11 protein-coding genes are annotated in these 17451 nt (G+C 61.8%); 10 read left to right on the forward strand and 1 reads right to left on the reverse strand.

Going from position 1 to position 17451, the window contains the following annotated elements:
* Positions 1-236 precede the first annotated feature (236 nt).
* From AC0L18_RS27155 to AC0L18_RS27185, 7 genes are all read left to right on the forward strand, one after another.
* Complete coding sequence (locus tag AC0L18_RS27155) at positions 237-707, forward strand: hypothetical protein (RefSeq protein WP_473494953.1); 471 nt, start codon at positions 237-239, stop codon at positions 705-707.
* Positions 691-2565, forward strand: coding sequence for an ABC transporter ATP-binding protein (locus tag AC0L18_RS27160; protein ID WP_473494963.1), 1875 nt, complete (start codon positions 691-693; stop codon positions 2563-2565). Before AC0L18_RS27155 ends, AC0L18_RS27160 begins: the two co-directional genes overlap by 17 nt.
* Before the next feature lie 54 nt (positions 2566-2619).
* A complete protein-coding gene (locus AC0L18_RS27165; RefSeq protein ID WP_473494954.1) occupies positions 2620-4503 on the forward strand; it encodes an ABC transporter ATP-binding protein in 1884 nt (627 codons plus the stop codon).
* A 31-nt stretch (positions 4504-4534) separates the two neighbouring features.
* Positions 4535-4849 carry a DUF6665 family protein gene (locus tag AC0L18_RS27170; protein ID WP_473494955.1) on the forward strand — a complete coding sequence of 105 codons (315 nt, stop codon included), beginning with the start codon at positions 4535-4537 and terminating at the stop codon, positions 4847-4849.
* 357 nt (positions 4850-5206) lie between these two features.
* On the forward strand, positions 5207-9817 hold the full coding sequence (locus tag AC0L18_RS27175; RefSeq protein ID WP_473494956.1) for an nSTAND1 domain-containing NTPase: 4611 nt from the start codon (positions 5207-5209) through the stop codon (positions 9815-9817).
* Positions 9818-10385: 568 nt separating this feature from the next.
* Positions 10386-12104 carry an adenylate/guanylate cyclase domain-containing protein gene (locus tag AC0L18_RS27180; RefSeq protein ID WP_473494957.1) on the forward strand — a complete coding sequence of 573 codons (1719 nt, stop codon included), beginning with the start codon at positions 10386-10388 and terminating at the stop codon, positions 12102-12104.
* A gap of 687 nt (positions 12105-12791) precedes the next feature.
* Positions 12792-13409 carry a cupin domain-containing protein gene (locus AC0L18_RS27185; protein ID WP_473494958.1) on the forward strand — a complete coding sequence of 206 codons (618 nt, stop codon included), beginning with the start codon at positions 12792-12794 and terminating at the stop codon, positions 13407-13409.
* Positions 13410-13693: 284 nt separating this feature from the next.
* Here the strand turns inward: AC0L18_RS27185 and AC0L18_RS27190 are convergent, their stop codons facing one another.
* On the reverse strand, positions 13694-14038 hold the full coding sequence (locus tag AC0L18_RS27190) for a cupin domain-containing protein (protein ID WP_473494964.1): 345 nt from the start codon (positions 14036-14038) through the stop codon (positions 13694-13696).
* A gap of 312 nt (positions 14039-14350) precedes the next feature.
* Between AC0L18_RS27190 and petA the strand changes: the two genes are divergently transcribed.
* From petA to AC0L18_RS27205, 3 genes are all read left to right on the forward strand, one after another.
* Positions 14351-14911: a ubiquinol-cytochrome c reductase iron-sulfur subunit gene (petA, locus tag AC0L18_RS27195; RefSeq protein ID WP_077380015.1), complete on the forward strand. Its 561-nt coding sequence runs from the start codon at positions 14351-14353 to the stop codon at positions 14909-14911.
* Between the two features lie 17 nt (positions 14912-14928).
* Positions 14929-16233 (forward strand): cytochrome b, encoded by a 1305-nt coding sequence (locus AC0L18_RS27200; RefSeq protein WP_091598435.1) that lies wholly within the window; start codon positions 14929-14931, stop codon positions 16231-16233.
* A gap of 89 nt (positions 16234-16322) precedes the next feature.
* Positions 16323-17195: a cytochrome c1 gene (locus AC0L18_RS27205; protein ID WP_473494959.1), complete on the forward strand. Its 873-nt coding sequence runs from the start codon at positions 16323-16325 to the stop codon at positions 17193-17195.
* The last annotated feature ends 256 nt before the right edge of the window (positions 17196-17451 follow it).

Genomic DNA, 17451 nt, shown 5'->3' on the forward strand with positions numbered 1-17451 from the left:
CAGCCTGCCGGCGGTTTCGGTTCGACGATTCTCCTGACCTTTTAGACTTCGATCGCACCGATTCTTAGCCGAAACCCTTTTTCGGTCTTCGAAGGAATCCTGCGATGTTTTTCAAGCTGTCGAAGGGGCTGAACGCCCCGCCTGAGCACGCCGCTGTTCAACCCCCGTCTTTCGCTGGCCATTCACCTGCGAACAGGCCGGATTTTTTTCCCTATTTTCACATGGAGGACGGACCGATGTTCGATCCCTGCAAAATTCCCGGTTCAAGAAACCTGCACGAGCGCAGGATGGCGACCTGGGCGCTGTTGGTCGGCGAAACCTACTCGTCGGCGGTTCACGCCGAAACCCGCCGGCGCCCGCATCGCGGCATGCTGCCGGACGTCGACTTCTCGCGCGCGGTTCCCGACCGCAGCCGGCCGTCGCTGGTGCGCCGGATCATCAGGCTGATCCGCCCTGGCGCGAAAACCGGCGCGAAACTCCGGGTCGTCGACACAGCGCTGTCAGGATCGTCAAACGAGCCTGTCGGCGAAAAGCCCGCGACATCCTATATTGCGCGAAGCAGGATCGGCGGCCCGGCTGATTCCGGGACGCCGGTCCTTGCTGCCACGCGAACCAAAACGCCATGCGCTCCCAGGACGCTACGCACTCCCGCGCGGCGTGAGCGAAAACGAGCATGTGAGTACCAAGACAATGTTCCGCTGGTTTGAAACAAGGCTCGATCCGTTCCCTGCCGAGGAGCCGGTCGAGCCGCCGAAGACGTTGATCGCCTTCTGCGTCCACTATACGCGCGGCGCCTGGCCCTACATCGCAATCGATGCGATGCTGGTGACGGCTATCGCCCTTGCCGAGGTGTGGATGTTCGGCTTCATGGGCCGGATCGTCGACTGGCTGTCGGTGCAGAATCGCGAGACATTCCTGCAGACCGAGGGCTGGAAGCTCGCAGGCATGGCTTTCATCGTGATTTTCGCGCTGCCGGCGACGGTCTGGTTCCATGCGCTCCTCAACCAGCAGACGCTGATGGGCAACTATCCGATGCGTATCCGCTGGCAGGTGCATCGCTATCTGCTCAAGCAGTCGATGGCCTTCTACCAGGACGAGTTCGCCGGACGCATCGCGACCAAGCTGATGCAGACGGCGCTCGCCGTGCGCGAATGCGTCATCAAGCTCATCGACGTGCTCAATTATGTCGTGGTCTATTTCCTCGGCATGCTGTTGATTGTCGGCTCGGCCGACTGGCGGCTGGCGGCACCGCTTGCCGTCTGGCTTGCCGGCTATGTCTTGCTGCTGCGCTATTTCATCCCGCGATTGGGCAAGGTCGGCGAGGAGCAGGCCAACGCGCGCTCGACCATGACCGGCCGCGTCGTCGACAGCTACTCCAACATCCAGACGGTCAAGCTGTTCTCGCATGCGCGGCGCGAGGCGTCCTTCGCCCGGGAAGGCATGGCCGGCTTTCTCGATACGGTCTACCGGTCGATGCGGCTGGTGACGCAGCTCTACGGCCTGCTCTACGTCCTCAACTCACTGCTGTTGTTTTCGGTCACTGCGATCTCGCTGTGGCTGTGGCTCGGCCAGGTGGTGACGATCGGCGCCGTCGCCCTGGTCATCGGCCTCGTGCTTCGGCTCTGGGGCATGTCGCAGTGGATCATGTGGGAGATGTCCACCCTGTTCGAGAATATCGGCACGGTGCAGGACGGCATCAGCTCGATCTCGCTGCCGCGCGTCGTCGAAGACAGGCCGGGCGCCAAGGACATTATCGTGACCAAGGGCGAGATCCGTTTCGAGGACATCCGCTTCCACTACGGCAAGCAGAAAGGCATGATCGAACGCCTGTCGCTGACGGTGAAGCCGGGCGAAAAGGTCGGCATCGTCGGCCGCTCGGGCGCCGGCAAGTCGACGCTGGTCAACCTTCTGTTGCGCTTCTACGACCTTGAAAGCGGCAGGATCCTGATCGACGGCCAGGAAATCGCGGCGGTAACGCAGGATTCGCTGCGCGCCCAGATCGCCATGGTCACGCAGGATACCTCGCTGCTGCATCGCTCGGTGCGCGAGAACATCCTTTATGGCCGACCGGACGCCAGCAACGAGATGCTGGTCGAGGCAGCACGCCGCGCCGAGGCGCTTGATTTCATATCAAAGCTTTCGGACGCCAGTGGCCGCACCGGTTTCGATGCGCATGTCGGCGATCGCGGCGTCAAATTGTCCGGCGGCCAGCGGCAACGCATCGCGATTGCCCGTGTCATGCTGAAGGACGCACCGATCCTCATCCTCGACGAGGCGACGTCTGCGCTCGATTCAGAGGCCGAGGCGGCGATCCAGGAGAACCTTTACAAGCTCATGCAAGGCAAGACCGTCATCGCCATCGCGCACCGGCTCTCGACCATCGCGGCGATGGACCGGCTCGTCGTCATGGACAAGGGCCGCGTCATCGAGGAGGGTTCGCATGAGCAGCTCGTCGCCAGCGGCGGGCTCTATGCGCAGCTTTGGCAGCGTCAGTCGGGCGGCTTCCTGCTCGACGAGGGCGCGGCCGCCAACGATGCCATTGTGAAGGGTCAAGCAGCGGAATGATGGGCAGCAGAATGATGGGCCGCAGAATGATGGCACCAGAATGATGGCCGCCGAATGATGATTGCCGTCTATCGCTGGTTCGAGAACTGGGTTTATCCGTTCAGGGAGCCCGCGGACCTTCGGCCACCGGTCAGCGTCAGCGGTTTCCTCTGGCACTATGTCGGCCAGGCGAAGATCGCCTTCTTCGCCATGCTTGTCATCGGCGGCATTGCGCCGCTGGTCGAGGCTGGGTTGTTCTACTTCGTCGGCAGGCTGGTCGACATTCTCGACCAGCTTCCCGGCGAGCGCAGCTGGGACGCGCTGTGGACTGCCGCCGGCCCCGAACTTGTCTTCATGGCCGCCGTGGTGCTGGTCATCCGCACCATCGTCGTCGGCCTGGCGGCGCTGGTCGACGAGCAGACTATCACCCCCGGCTTCTACAATCTGGTGCGCTGGCAGGCGCACCGCCATGTCTCGCGCCAGTCCTACAACTTCTTCCAGAACGATTTCGCCGGCCGCATCGCAACAAAAGTCTGGCAGGCCGGGCAGGCGACCGGCGATTTGATGCAAAGCTTCATCGAGGTCGTCTGGTTCATGGTCGTCTATACGGTGACGACGCTGGTGCTGGTCGCCGGCCTCGACTTGCGGCTGGCGGCGCTGGTGGTGATCTGGATCACCGCCTTCGGCTGGCTGGCCAGGCGCTATCTGCCGGCGATCCGCAAGCATGCCGAGCAAACCGCAGAGGCCGGTTCGATGATCACCGGCCGCTTCGTCGATTCCTACTCGAACGTGCAGACGCTGAAGCTGTTCTCCGCCGATGGCGACGACCGATACATCAGGAGCGGCTTCAATATCTATCTCGATGCGCTGCGCCCGTTCACCCGCAGGCTGACCGGCGTGCGCATGGCGCTGACGACGCTGTCGGGGATCATGATCACCGCGATCGCCTGTTTTGCCGTCTATCTCTGGATCGAAGGCTCGATCACCGTCGGCGCCGTCGCCTTCACGCTGTCCCTGGTGTTGCGGCTCAACATGCTGCTCGGCCGGCTGATGATGCAGCTCAACAGCATCCTGCGGAATCTCGGCGTGCTGGAAAACTCGAAGGCGCTGATCTCGCAGCCGCTCGGCCTGACCGATGCGCCCGACGCCAAGGAGCTTGTCGTGACCGGCGGCCGGATCGAAGTGAACAATGTCGAGTTCCACTACGGCAAGGGATTCGGCGTGCTCAACGGCATCGATCTTGTCGTGCGGCCGGGCGAGAAGGTCGGACTGGTCGGTCCGTCCGGCGCCGGCAAGACGACGCTGGCCAATCTGATCCTGCGCCTCTACGAGCTTGAGGCCGGCAAGATCACCATCGACGGCCAGGACGTCTCGAAGGTGACGCAGAATTCGCTGCGTGCCAACATCGGCGTCGTCAGCCAGGATACCGCGCTTTTCCACCGTTCCTTGCGCGACAACATCAAGCTCGGCATGCCGGAAGCAACCGACGCCGAGGTGATCGCGGCCGCGAAGAAGGCCGAGGCGCACGACTTCATCCTTGACTTGCGCGACAATCGCGAGCGCCAGGGCTATGAGGCCTTTGTCGGCGAGCGCGGCGTGAAATTGTCCGGCGGCCAGCGCCAGCGCGTGGCGATCGCCCGCGTCTTCCTCAAGGACGCGCCGATCCTGATACTCGACGAGGCGACGTCGGCGCTCGATTCCGACATCGAGGCGGCCATCCAGGAAAATCTGGCGCGGCTGATGGAGAACAAGACGGTCATCGCCATCGCGCACCGGCTGTCGACCATCGCTGCACTCGATCGCCTGGTGGTGCTCGACGGGGGTCGCATCGTCGAGCAAGGCACGCATGACGAGTTGGTGGCGCTAGACGGGCTCTATGCGCGGTTGTGGAAGCGGCAGTCCGGCGGCTTCCTATTCAACGAGGAGCGCGTGCTGGAGGAGACGCGGCCGGCGGAGTAGGGCCAGATTTCAGCAAAAACCGGAGTGAATCATGTCGGTGCGAATGCCATCGAATTTCGGACGGTCGGGGGCGCAGGAGAGCGTGCTCGACCTGCTCGGCCATGAAATCCTCGGCGAAAAGGCGGCGGCGCTCGGCCGCGCCGGCCGACGCGTGGATGAGACGCTAGCGAGATTGCGAGAGCATGGCGACGATGGCGAACATCGCGCCAAGCTGCTCAAGGACGCGGCCGAGGCCGTCCACGCCTATTTCATCCAGCGCGAACTGTGCGGCTTGCGCAAGCACGACGCAGTGATCCGGGAATACAATATTCCAAAAGCCGTGCTGGCCAGGCTCGGCGCGAAATAAATGCCGGTGGTAAAAATCTGAGGCTTGGACGAAATACCGAGTTCGTCCCTAAGCGGAAACTCGTTCGCCCTCAGTCGAACTCACGCCAATGATCCCTAGCTGCCGTGCCGTGGAACCACCCTGGAAGTCCGGATCAGGTCAAGCCCGGTCGTTTGCGAATGGCAGTTTTGAAGCCGGGTGCGAAACGCGATCTTCGGTCGATAGGCGGGACTTATGCCGGGTCCCGTTGTCGCAAGTGCGCCACGGGGGCGGAAACTGTGTGTTGAGGTCAAAAGGAATAATTCGGGTAAGCTTGGTGCCTCCCTCCTCATCGCCCGCCATTTCCTTTAGGATGCTTCAGGATTGCGGGAGCTGGCTATGGCCGTGGATCGCGTTCAGCGCAGAATGGCTGCCATCCTTGCAGCCGATGTGGTCGGCTACAGCCGGCTGATTGGCAGGGATGAGGAAGGTACTCTTGCGACCCTGAGAGCCTATCGCCAGATCATTGACCGGCTGATTGTGCACCATGAGGGACGGGTGTTTGGCAGCGCCGGAGACAGTGTTATCGCGGAGTTCGCAAGCCCTGTCGAGGCGCTGCGGTGTGCCACCGAAATCCAGTTGGAAATCGATAGACAGAACGCCGACCTCTCCGAGCCAGGCCGCCTGCGATTTCGCATCGGCATCAACCTCGGCGATGTCGTCGTAGAGGGTGACAACCTCATGGGCGACGGCGTCAACGTCGCCGCGCGTTTGGAACCGTTATCACGGCCGGGCGGAATATGTGTCTCCGAGGCGATCTATGCGCAGGCTCGCGATCGGCTTTCGCTCGATTTCATCGATCTTGGCGAGCACAAGGTGAAGAATATCGCCCGGCCTGTGCACGTCTATCGTGTACCCCTCGCTTCGGAGGAACAGGTCAGGTCGCCTTTTCGCGGTCTCGACGTCTTCGAATTTGAAAACGCCGACCTCTTTTTCGGCAGAGCGCGGGCGATCACTGCTTGCACCGAAAGGCTGGAGCAGCTGGCAGCCAACGGCAAAGCATTTTTGCTCATCTACGGGATGAGCGGCTCCGGCAAGTCTTCTCTTCTGCGCGCGGGGCTGATGCCTTCAATCACCCGACCCGGCGCAGTCGTAGGCATCAGTTTGTGGCGCCGTTGCCTGATCCGCCCGTCCGAAGGGCCTGATGCTGTCGCCTCATTGACCGCGGGACTGCTTCGCGAAGGTGCTTTGCCCGAGTTGGCTCTCGAACTGACAGCGGCAGAGCTGACTCAACTCTGTCGAAGCGCTCCCGATCGCGCGCTGACTCTGATCCGCCAGGCACTCGGCAAAGCAGCCACCGCCGCTGGCTCGGTCCCTTCGCAAATACGATTGCTGATCGCCATCGACCAGACCGAGGAGCTGTTCACGACGGAGAAGGAACCGGCGTCGCGCGAAGGGCTTGTGCGGCTCTTGGCGGCGTTCGCCGGCAGCGGACTGGTCTGGGTGATTGCGACGATCCGGTCGGATTTCTTTCACCGCTGCGGCGAAGTCCGAGGTTTCTCGGCGCTGAAGGACGGCCTCGGCAGCTATGAGCTCTTGCCGCCGACGAGCCCTGAGATCGCCCAGATCATTCGCGAGCCGGCTCGTGCTGCCGGGCTCCGCTTCGAGGAGCGCGCCGATCTGGGGCGGCTCGATGATGTGCTGCAGGACGCGGCAGCCGCCGATCCCGGATCGTTGCCGCTTCTCGAATTCGTTCTCGATGCGCTGTACGAGGTGGGCCGGGAGCGCCGGATCCTCACCTTTGCTGCGTATCGTGCGCTTGGCGGCCTCGAAGGGGCGATCGCGCGCCGCGCCGATGAAGTCGTTGACGCGCTTCCGCCCGACATCCAGGAGGCATTGCCGGCGGTGCTGCGCGCTCTCACCACGGTGCGTCCGGGCGATGAAACTGTTACGGCAAGTCCAGTCTTGCTCAGCGAAGCGGCTGGAAACCCGGCACGATTGGCTCTCGTCGACGCGCTGATCGCCGCCCGGCTCCTCGTCAGTGATGAAGATGCCGCGGGCCATGTCTTCGTCCGCGTGGCCCATGAAGCGCTGCTCAGCCGCTGGCCACGCGCCAGCGACATTGTCAACGCGAATAGGAGCTTCCTCGAGATGCGGGCTCGGCTCAAGGCCGACGCCCATCGATGGCACTCGGACAACAAGAACCGCGATCTTTTGCTGCCGTCCGGCAAGCGTCTCGCCGAGGGCGAGGAATTGCTGCTGTCGAGACGCCAGGAAGTCGATGATCAAGTGGTTGAATACATCGAGGCGTCCTCACGTGCCCAGAAGGAGAGAGAGGAGAAGGACCGGCAAGCAGAGCGGGCACTGATCGAGGCTGCTGAAGTAGCAAGACGCGAACGCTTGGAGCGCGAGGCCGACCGGCTCGCGGGAGAAGCTGAGCGTCGGGATCTGGCAGCGACTGCTGCGATACAGCTGGCACGACATACGCGCTATGCGGCCATTGTCGCGACGGTGTTGGCTCTCTTGGCTGGAGCAGGCGCATTCATTGGGTTCAGAGGACAGCAGGAAGCAATGCGGCAGGCGGTGCTGGCGCAAATGAGCGCGGACAAGGCCAGGTCGGCCGAGAGCAAGGCCCTTGAGGCGCGCGACCAGGCGCTGCGCAACCAGTCTCTTTCGCTTGCGTTTCTTTCGCAGCAAACCGCAACGAGCGGTAATACTGAGGCCGCGGTTTTGCTGGCGCTCGAAGCGCTGCCGACGGGCACATCTGAACACAGACGCCCGTACATCGTTGAAGCGGAGGCCGCGCTTTACAAGGCTTTGCTAGCGCATCGTCAAACGAGGACCTTCCACCAAGACGCCAGTGTGACGCATGCAGCTTTCAATCGGACCGGCGCCCGCATTGTCACCTCATCGCATGACGCTACGGCACGCATTTGGGACGCCCTGAATGGTACCGAGGCTGCGGTTCTGAAGGGCCACCAAGGCGCCGTTGAGAGAGCCGAGTTCAGCCCGGACGGAAGCCGCGTCATTACAGTTGCTAGAGATGGCACCGCGCGCATCTGGAACGCCACCTCAGGGGAGCAGCTCTTTTTACTTCAGCCGGTCGGCAATTTTCCTACGGCGATTTTCAGCCCAAATGGCACCCGGGTGCTGACAGCGGGGGAGAACAGCGATGCATCACTCTGGGACGCTCAAACCGGAAGCAAAATCCTGAGTGTAGAGAGACGTGGAAGCTCCCTGGCTAGCTTTAGTCCCGATGGCCAGAGCTTCGCAATCGCAGAACGCGATCAACGCTCCGTCCTTATCTGGAATGCGGAAGATGGCAAACTGAACCGGACTCTGCGGGTTAACGCTTGGCCGTACAGCGTTGCATTCAGCCCGGACGGAAGCCGGATCCTGATAAGCTCGTGGGGGCCAATTTCATACCCTTTCCTTTCGCATCTTTGGGACGTATCGGAAGGCGTGGAAATTGCGACATTGGCCGGTCACAAGAGCGACACACAATTACAAGGCGTAATCTTCAGTCACGACGGCCGTCGAATTGCGACGGTATCACTCGATGGTAGCGCACGACTCTGGGACGGAATCTCGGGTAGTTTGCTTGGCGTGCTCGGCCAGGAGTCCTCGGGGCTCAAACTAAGTTACATGGGCCCGGATGAGCGCGATCAGGAGATGAACAGCGTCTTCAGCCAAGACGATCGGTTCTTGGCTGCGGCTTCCCTCAACGGCACGGTTCGTATTTGGGATGTTGAGCGCACGTCGCTGCTCACCACCATCGTCGGCCATGACGCCTTGGTCGAGCACGTGGAATTCAGCCCCGTTAACAACAGCATTCTTCTCACTGCATCGCACGATCGCACCGCTCGGCTCTGGGATATCGACGGGGTTCTGACAACTGCGCTGTCCCATGAACATCCGCCTACCTTTGCGGTCTTTAGTCCCGATAATGTGCATCTTTTGACTGGAGGTGGGGATAGCGCAGCGCACCTGTGGGAGGTTGTAAACGGACGTCAGATAGCCGAGCTTGACACACACGAAACTGTCCAAAGTGCGACGTTCAGCCCTGATGGAAGTCGCGTTGCAACGGCATCGCTTGGGGGCCGAGTTCTTGTTTGGGACGTTGCAAGCAGACGCGAGGTCGCGCAGCTCAAGTCTCGTGACGGGCTACTTCAAGTTCAGTTTAGTCCCAAGGGAGACCTGTTAGCGGCGGGTTCGGCTCACGGTACCGCACAGTTGTGGGACGCGGCAAGCGGCGCCGGACTGGCCACCATCAAGACAAGCGGGAAGTTGCCACAGGCGATTTTCGGCCGGGACGGGGATCTCGTCCTTACCGCGACGGACGACAACGCTGCCCACCTTTTGAAGACGGACGGAACTGAATTCAAGGTTCTCATCGGGCATCAGAACCGAATCACCGCGGCCGCTTTCAGTCCGGACGGCCAACTGGTTGTCACGGGTTCACTCGACCGCACCGCGCGGATCTGGTCGATCAAGGACGGAAACAGTGTCGCGACGCTGAAGGGCCACAGCGAGGAACTGACAGCAGTTGCGTTCAGCCAGGACGGTCAGTCTCTCCTAACTGCCTCACGCGATGGGACCGTTCGAATCTGGAGCGTTCCGGTAGGAACAGAAAAGGTCGTTCTCAGGGGTCACAGCGGCGCAGTGGACAGCGCGCAAATCAGTCCTAACGGTTTGTATGTCGTGACGACGTCGTCTCAGGATCGCACGGTCAGGCTCTGGGCGGCGCAGTCGGGGCGCGAGATCGCAGTGCTTGCCAGCCGGGAGGACGAGGCCAACCGACCGGCGCTGATGCGCGCGGCTTTCAATTCCGATGGAACGAGGATCGCAATCGTGTCCGGTGATGATAGCGTCCGAATAATTCGCGCGTTCCAAACACCTCTGGACCTCATTGACTACGCACGTGGGATTGTTCCACGCGAACTGACCGCCTGCGAACGGCGACGTTTCTTCCTTCCTGTCGAAGGTGAAGTTGGCGACTGTCCAAGCTGATATCGCTCCAATGGGCTGTCGACCTCACCCGCGATGGTCGGCGTCAGCCATTCCGAGCTAAGAGCGAATGGCAGTTCTGGCGTTCAAAAATTCAGCCTTGCTGAACCGCAATTTTGAAACCGGGTGCAAAAAAGCGATCTTCGGATGATAAACGGAGCCTATGCCGGCCCACCTTCTCGTACGTGCGCCCTAGAGGAGGTCTAACGGGACGGCCAATCAGCGACGTTTTATGCAGCCAGCGGCAAGGGTGCTAGAGCAAGGGCATTGGTGAGCGGCCGGGCGAGAAGGTCGGGCTGGTCGGGCCGTCCGGCGCCCCCTTCGCGGAAGCGGTGCTGATGCCAAAGCGGTCACAGTCAGGTTGCGCGGGCACTGCTGCGAACAAGCGGTGGGATGGGGGACTCGCGCCTCGGTGACGCCGCGGCAGGAGCGCCGGGGCGTCGCGCAATCCATAGTCCCAAGAAGCGTAATCTGTGGTATCAGAGGTTGGTAAGGACACGCCGGAAGCGCCGATCCCTAACTTGCCTCAGACCTGCGGCTTGCGTGTCGCGAATCTTGACCGAGGCTCAACATGGAGCGGAAGCTCGCTGCCATCCTTGCCATCGATGTCGTCGGGTACTCGGCGCTCATGGAGGTGGATGAAGCGGGCACCTTCGATCGGCTGAAACGTGGCCGCAAAGAGCTGTTCGAGCCGGAAATCGCGGCGCGACACGGGCGAATCTTCAAGCTGATGGGAGACGGCCTGCTGGCGGAGTTCGGCAGCGTCGTGGATGCGGTCGAATGCGCGGTCACGCTTCAGCGCGGCATGGCGGAACGCAACGCGAGCGTCGCCGAAGACCAGCGCTTCGAAGTCCGGATCGGCATCAACCTTGGCGAAGTGATCGTCGAGGGGGACGATCGCCATGGCGAGGGCGTGAACGTGGCGTCGCGCCTCCAGCAACTCGCCGAGTCCGGTGGTATCTGCGTTTCGGAGAAGGTGTCCAAGGAGGTTAGGCAGAAGCTCGCGTTTGCGTTCGAGCCCATGGGCGAGCAGCGGGTGAAGAATATAGCCGAGCCGATATACTGCTATCGCGTGAACCTGCAGCTTCCGAGAGCCGCTCCGGCCGGCCGACTGGCATCGCTGGAATTGCCCGACAAGCCCTCGATCGCGGTTTTGCCTTTCACCAACATGAGCAACGATCCGGAGCAGGAAACCTTTGTCGACGGCTTGACCGAAGACCTGATCACCGACCTGTCTCGCTCCGCCGGCCTCTTCGTGATCGCGCGCAACTCGACCTTTGCTTACAAGGGACGGTCGGTCGATGTGCGTTTGGCAGCGCGCGATCTTGGGGTGCGCTATGTGGTTGAAGGCAGCGCCCGGCGCGCCGCGGGGCGCGTGCGCATCAATGCGCAGCTGATCGACGCGATCGGCGGCGATCATATCTGGGCCGAGCGCTACGACAGCAGCCTCGATGATATCTTTGCAGTGCAGGATGAGGTCACGGCCAAGATCGTCGAAGCCCTTGTCGGCCGATTGGCCGGACAGCCGGCGCGCAAACGGCCGACGAGTCTCGAAGCCTATGACCTATGCGTGCAAGCCCGCGGCGTCAGTATTCAGACCGGGTTAGGTGCGCGGGAAGCACGCATGCTCCTGGAAAAGGCGATCGGACTCGATCCCGACTATGCCGAAGCACATAGCTTGCTGGCCCTCAATCTTTGGCTCGGCTGGCTGTTCTGGAACGAGCCGAAGGAAACCAACCAGCCTCGCGCGCTGGCGGAAGCGCAGCGGGCGGTGGCGCTCGACCCTAACGATGCCGGGAACCGCTGGGGGCTGGGCATCATACTTGGTCACGAACGGCGTTACGCGGAATCGGATGCCGAGTTCGAGTCGACGTTCAAGCTCGATCCCAATCATGCCGACGCCTGGGCGATGCGCTCGGATCTCATCACCTTGAGGGGCGACGCGGTCAAGGGTATCGAATTCGTGAAGCGGGCGTTGCGGCTCAATCCGCGCCCACCGGGGTGGTACTTTTGGATCGCGGGCCAAGCCTATTATGCGCTCGGCGACTATCAATCCGCGGTCGAGGCTTTACGCAAGCCGGAAACCTACCGCACCACATCGCGTCGCCTGCTGGCGGCAGCTCTCGCGCAGCTCGGGCGGCTGGATGAAGCTCGTCAGGAGGCGGAATTCTTCATGATGAGCGATCCCCATTTCAGCATCAGACACTGGGCAACATCGCAGCCATTCGACGACGAGGAAATGCTTCAGCGCTTCGTCGAAGGCTACCGCAAGGCTGGCCTTCCCGACTAAAGAGCGCATCGCTTTGGATCGCCGGCTTGCTCTCGTCAGGACATAGGCTCGTCTTTTGGCTGTGAGGGCGCAATGCCCCGTGAGTTCCAACCGCCGTGGGCAGCCGCGGCGTCGGTAGCCGTGCTCGCGGCCGCCGGAGGCGCCTGGCAAGGTGCTGGACCGACAGGTCGGCGACTTGATCAAGGCAGGTCTGCCGGAGAAGTAGCTCAGGATAGGTTCGCTATTCAGTTATGGTGCTTCCGGTCACCGCAACACAACAGCTAAAGGTCGGCAATAGGGTCGACTCGAGCAGATGCGCGAAGGGCAGTTTTAAAGGAGCGTCCTGAAGGTCGCGTTATGGCGCTACTAAGCCGTTCGGCAGATCCCCGCCGAATGGCGATCTCCCACCAAAGCGGTTGTAAACCTTGGGTACCAAGCGTCAGATTTTCACCACTAGTTTGACCATGATCTTTTCCGAAAACCGGTTCTACTTTTCGCTGACGCGGACTTTCGGTTCGGAGGCCTCCTACAGCCATTCAGTGATGAAGCTGCCGTTTTCGTGGATGACCTTCGTGAGATCCGACCTCTTGGCGGCAGGCACTTTCGGGGGTGGCCCGAAATTGGTCGTGCCGTAAGCCGGCAGAGATGCTATTTTATCATCAGCTAATATTTTTATCGAGGGGACGACCATGCAAAGGAGGACCGACCATGAAGCCGCATTCCCTCAGCGCCCGCCGTATTGGCGTGCTTCTGTTCTCACTGTGTGCTTTCGGGCTGATGACGTCCGCCTCAATGCCTGCAGACAGCAAATTCGCCGTCAAGCCGATGGTAGAGAAAAAGGTGAAGGAACTGCCCTCCGGACCGTTGTACTGGCGGCTGGAAAATTTCCCAACACTGGCGCAGGCCCAGAGCGCTGGGGGCCCGACCTCGCTTGCGGCGGAGGTCGCGGGCAAGGTCTGGCTGTTCACCCTCGGACCGAAGGATGGCTCTACGCCCGGCGGAACCGAGGTCGTCGAGATCGGTCCCCTTCCGCCGATCAGCGCCAGCGAGTATTTGCTGCGCGTCAACCGCGCCGGTGGAGCGCCCGGCGCCAAGACGCCGATCCATACGCATCCGGGACCCGAGGCCTTCTACGTGCTGGCCGGCAAGCTCGGCCAGAGGACGCCCCACGGCGTGAGCTATGTTGAAGCCGGCACGGCCATGACCGGACACGGGGCCAACACGCCGATGGAAGTGTTCAGCGCCGGCACAACCGATCTCGATGAATTGGCCATCTTCGTCGTGGACGCCAATCAGCCGTTCTCGTCGCCGGCCAGCCTCGACTGAGTCGAGATTTCCCGGAGTGGCGCGAATGTTCGGGACGAGCTGAGGCGGCACCCAAGCGAAGATCCGCAAGAATCCAGAAAATTGGATCTTCGCTTACACGCATCATGGAATGTCAGTTTTGGTCCTCAATCTGCTACAGATGACAATTCCTGGTACCTTCACCAAAGCGGTTGTCTGACCTCCGGTACCAAGCGTCAGATTTTCACCACTAGTTCGGCCATGATCTTTTCCGAAAACCGGTTTCCGGTTTTCGCTGACGCGGACCTTCGGTTCGTGATCATGGCCTACTCCAGCCATTCGGTGATGAAGCTGCCGTTTTCGTGGATGTCAGTGGTCTCCAGCGGACCTGGGCCGAGATTGGTGAATTTGTGCGGCGTGTGCGGCGGCACGATCAGGATCTGGCCGGCCGAGGCCTCGATCTGCCGGTCACCGACGGTGAATAGCCCGGTGCCTGTGCGGATGATGAAAATCTCGCAATAGGGATGCATGTGCAACCGCGGGCCGCCGCCGATCTCCGGCAGATAGTTGAAGATCAGGCAGCTTTTGGAGCCGTAGGCGCCGCACTGCAGTTCGCCCCGCCAATGGTCGGGCGTCCCGGCCCATGTGTCGCGATTGATGACATGCGCCATGAGCCGAGAATAGACCGAGGCCGCGTCTTCTGTCGAGGCAACGCAGGCGCTGCTTCGCGGGTTGATTTCGCTCGTTTTCGCCGTGTTCGACATGTGCCCGTCGCCACGCCGTCCGCCGTCGAATTGCGTCCCCGCGACAATCTGCCCTTGTGCCTTCACCCGTCTGGACAAAAACGGGCTTCACGCATAAACCGAAGGCCAATTGCCGGAGGAATTCGCTAGCCTGTTCGCCATGCGCTGTCGGGTTGGCGTGAAAGAGCGGGGAACAAGCCTCGGCCATCGGCACGGAAGAGGCGAAAGGATCAGGCACCCGTGAGCGCAACCGACATCCAGGATCCCAACCGTCGTGATTTTCTCTACGTCGCCACGGGCATGGCCGCGGTGGTCGGCGCGGGCGCCGTCGCCTGGCCGTTCATCGACCAGATGCGCCCGGATGCCTCGACGCTGGCGCTGGCCTCGGTAGAGGTCGACGTCTCCTCGCTGACGCCGGGAACGTCGCTTGTGGTGAAATGGCGCGGCAAGCCGGTGGTGGTGCGCAATCGCACCGAACAAGAGATGAAGGACGGCGAGGCGGTCAATCTGGCCGAGCTCAAGGATCCGCTCGCCCGCAACGCCAATCTGCCGGCCGATGCGCCGGCGACGGACGCCAACCGCACCACGCCTGGCAAGGAGGCCTGGATGGTGATGGTCCAGGTCTGCACCCATCTCGGCTGCATTCCGCTCGGCCAGGAAGGCGAGTTCGGCGGCTGGTTCTGCCCGTGCCACGGTTCGACATACGACACCGCCGGCCGCGTCCGCGGCGGGCCGGCGCCGGAGAACATGTCGGTGCCGGTATTCCAGTTCATTTCCGACACCAAGATCCGTATCGGCTGAGGCGAGGGGACATTTCGATGAGCGAGGGACACTCGACCTATACGCCCAAGACCGGTATCGGACGCTGGGTCGACGCCCGCATGCCGCTGCCGCGGCTGGTCTATGACAGCTTCGTCGCCTATCCGGTGCCGCGCAACCTCAATTATGCGTGGACCTTCGGCGGCATCCTGGCGCTCATGCTGGCGGCGCAGATGCTGACCGGCATCGTGCTGGCCATGCACTACGCGGCCGACAGCAGTCTCGCCTTCGATTCGGTCGAGAAGATCATGCGCGACGTGAATTCGGGCTGGCTGTTGCGCTATCTGCATTCGAACGGCGCGTCGTTCTTCTTCGTCGCCGTCTACATCCACATCTTCCGCGGCCTCTATTACGGCTCCTACAAGGCGCCGCGCGAGCTTCTGTGGATCCTCGGCTGCATCATCTATCTCCTGATGATGGCGACAGGCTTCATGGGCTATGTGCTGCCCTGGGGACAGATGTCGTTCTGGGGCGCGACCGTCATCACCGGCTTCTTCACCGCCATTCCGCTGGTCGGCGAATGGATCCAGCAGCTTCTGCTCGGCGGCTTCGCTGTCGACAACCCGACGCTGAACCGTTTCTTTTCACTTCACTATCTGCTGCCGTTCATGATCGCCGGCGTCGTCGTGCTGCATATATGGGCGCTGCATGTGGTCGGCCAGTCGAACCCGACCGGCATCGAGGTCAAATCGAAGACCGATACCGTGGCCTTCACCCCTTACGCGACCATCAAGGACGCGTTCGGGATGCTGGTGTTCCTGTTCATCTTCGCCTATTTCGTCTTCTACCTGCCGAACTTTCTCGGCCATCCGGACAACTACGTCGTCGCCGACCCGCTGAAGACGCCGGCCCACATCGTGCCGGAATGGTACTTCCTGCCGTTCTACGCGATCCTGCGCGCCATCACCTTCAATATCGGGCCGATCAACTCCAAGCTCGGTGGTGTGCTCGCGATGTTCGGCTCCATCGCCATGCTGTTCCTGGTGCCGTGGCTCGACACCTCGAAGGTGCGCTCGGCTGTCTACCGGCCCTGGTACAAGCTGTTCTTCTGGCTGTTCGTGATCGATGCCGTCCTGCTTGGCTGGCTGGGCTCGCAGCCGGCCGAGGGCAGCTACGTCTTCATGGCGCAGATGGCGACATTGTTCTACTTCGCCTTCTTCCTGGTCGTGCTGCCGGTGCTGGGCCTGGTCGAGAAGCCGCGGCGATTGCCGAACTCGATCACCGAGGCAGTTCTCGAGAAGAACAAGGGTGGCGGTGGCGGGCATCCGGCTCGCGCGACAGCCGCGCCGGAAACCAAGGGCTGAGCATGACCCCGAAAAGTGGAGACCGGTTTTCGGACAAGATCATGCTCGAGACGACGACAGCGCGCCAGAGAATCTCAAGGGGATTTGGTATGAAGACGATTCTCACCTCGCTGGCGCTGCTCGGCCTTGTGCTGGCAGGCACCGCGGCCGCGACCACCGGGGCGGTCGCCCAGGAGGAGGCGCACAGCGAAGCCGCGCCGACGCATTTCCCGATACACCAGCCGAAGGAGATGGACTGGAGCTTCGCCGGGCCTTTCGGCACCTACGACAAGGCGCAGTTGCAGCGCGGGCTGAAGGTCTTCAAGGAAGTTTGCGCCACCTGCCATTCGATGAAGTTGGTGGCGTTTCGCACGCTGGAAGATCTTGGCTATTCGGAAGCGCAGGTCAAAGCGCTGGCCGCCGAGTACACGATCAACGACGGTCCCAACGATGCCGGCGACATGTTCGAGCGTCCCGGCATACCGTCCGACCATTTCCCGGCGCCGTTTCCCAACGATCAGGCAGCAGCGGCCGCCAATGGCGGGGCTGCGCCGCCCGATATGTCGCTGCTGGCCAAGGCGCGCGGCGTCACGCGCGGTTTTCCGCAATTCGTCTTCGACATCTTCACGCAATACGCCCAGGGTGGTCCCGACTACATCCACTCGCTGCTGACCGGCTATGACGAGCAGCCGCCGGCGGGCATGGAGATACCGGAAGGCACCCACTACAATCCGTACTTCATAGCCGGCGTCTCGCTGAAGATGCCCAACCCGCTTTCCGACGATCAGGTGACCTATGACGACGGCTCGCCGCAGACGGTCGACCAGTATTCCCGCGACGTGTCGGCCTTCCTGATGTGGGCAGCCGAGCCGCATCTGGAAGCCCGCAAGAAGACCGGCTTTCGCGTGCTGGTTTTCCTGTTGCTGTTCGGCGCGCTGGTCTATCTGACCAAGCGCAAGGTGTGGGCCGGCGTGGCGCACTGAGCTACGGAAAACCACGAAATCGAAAAGGGCGTCTAAGGACGCCCTTTTTGCATGTTCTGAGGACTGCCTCCGAAGACGCCTCCGAAGGTAGCCGGCTCCCGTCCTCTGCCGGACAATTTTCTTCCAGGCGCCACATCGCGGTAGCCGTCGGCGGCCGCGCCGGGTTACGATCGGCCGAAAAGTTGTGTGCGTCAAGTTCTGCAAAAATGGCGTGGCATTCAGCGGTGACGTTGGCGTGTCCGCCGCGCAGCCCCCG

It is taken from the genome of Mesorhizobium sp. WSM4819 (assembly GCF_055811215.1).

Bases quoted from the DNA above. Each gene is read 5' to 3' on its own strand.
- AC0L18_RS27155 (WP_473494953.1), top strand. From the start codon at position 237: ATGTTCGATCCCTGCAAAATTCCCGGTTCAAGAAACCTGCACGAGCGC.
- AC0L18_RS27160 (WP_473494963.1), top strand. From the start codon at position 691: ATGTTCCGCTGGTTTGAAACAAGGCTCGATCCGTTCCCTGCCGAGGAG.
- AC0L18_RS27165 (WP_473494954.1), top strand. From the start codon at position 2,620: ATGATGATTGCCGTCTATCGCTGGTTCGAGAACTGGGTTTATCCGTTC.
- AC0L18_RS27170 (WP_473494955.1), top strand. From the start codon at position 4,535: ATGTCGGTGCGAATGCCATCGAATTTCGGACGGTCGGGGGCGCAGGAG.
- AC0L18_RS27175 (WP_473494956.1), top strand. From the start codon at position 5,207: ATGGCCGTGGATCGCGTTCAGCGCAGAATGGCTGCCATCCTTGCAGCC.
- AC0L18_RS27180 (WP_473494957.1), top strand. From the start codon at position 10,386: ATGGAGCGGAAGCTCGCTGCCATCCTTGCCATCGATGTCGTCGGGTAC.
- AC0L18_RS27185 (WP_473494958.1), top strand. From the start codon at position 12,792: ATGAAGCCGCATTCCCTCAGCGCCCGCCGTATTGGCGTGCTTCTGTTC.
- AC0L18_RS27190 (WP_473494964.1), bottom strand. From the start codon at position 14,038: ATGGCGCATGTCATCAATCGCGACACATGGGCCGGGACGCCCGACCAT.
- AC0L18_RS27200 (WP_091598435.1), top strand. From the start codon at position 14,929: ATGAGCGAGGGACACTCGACCTATACGCCCAAGACCGGTATCGGACGC.
- AC0L18_RS27205 (WP_473494959.1), top strand. From the start codon at position 16,323: ATGAAGACGATTCTCACCTCGCTGGCGCTGCTCGGCCTTGTGCTGGCA.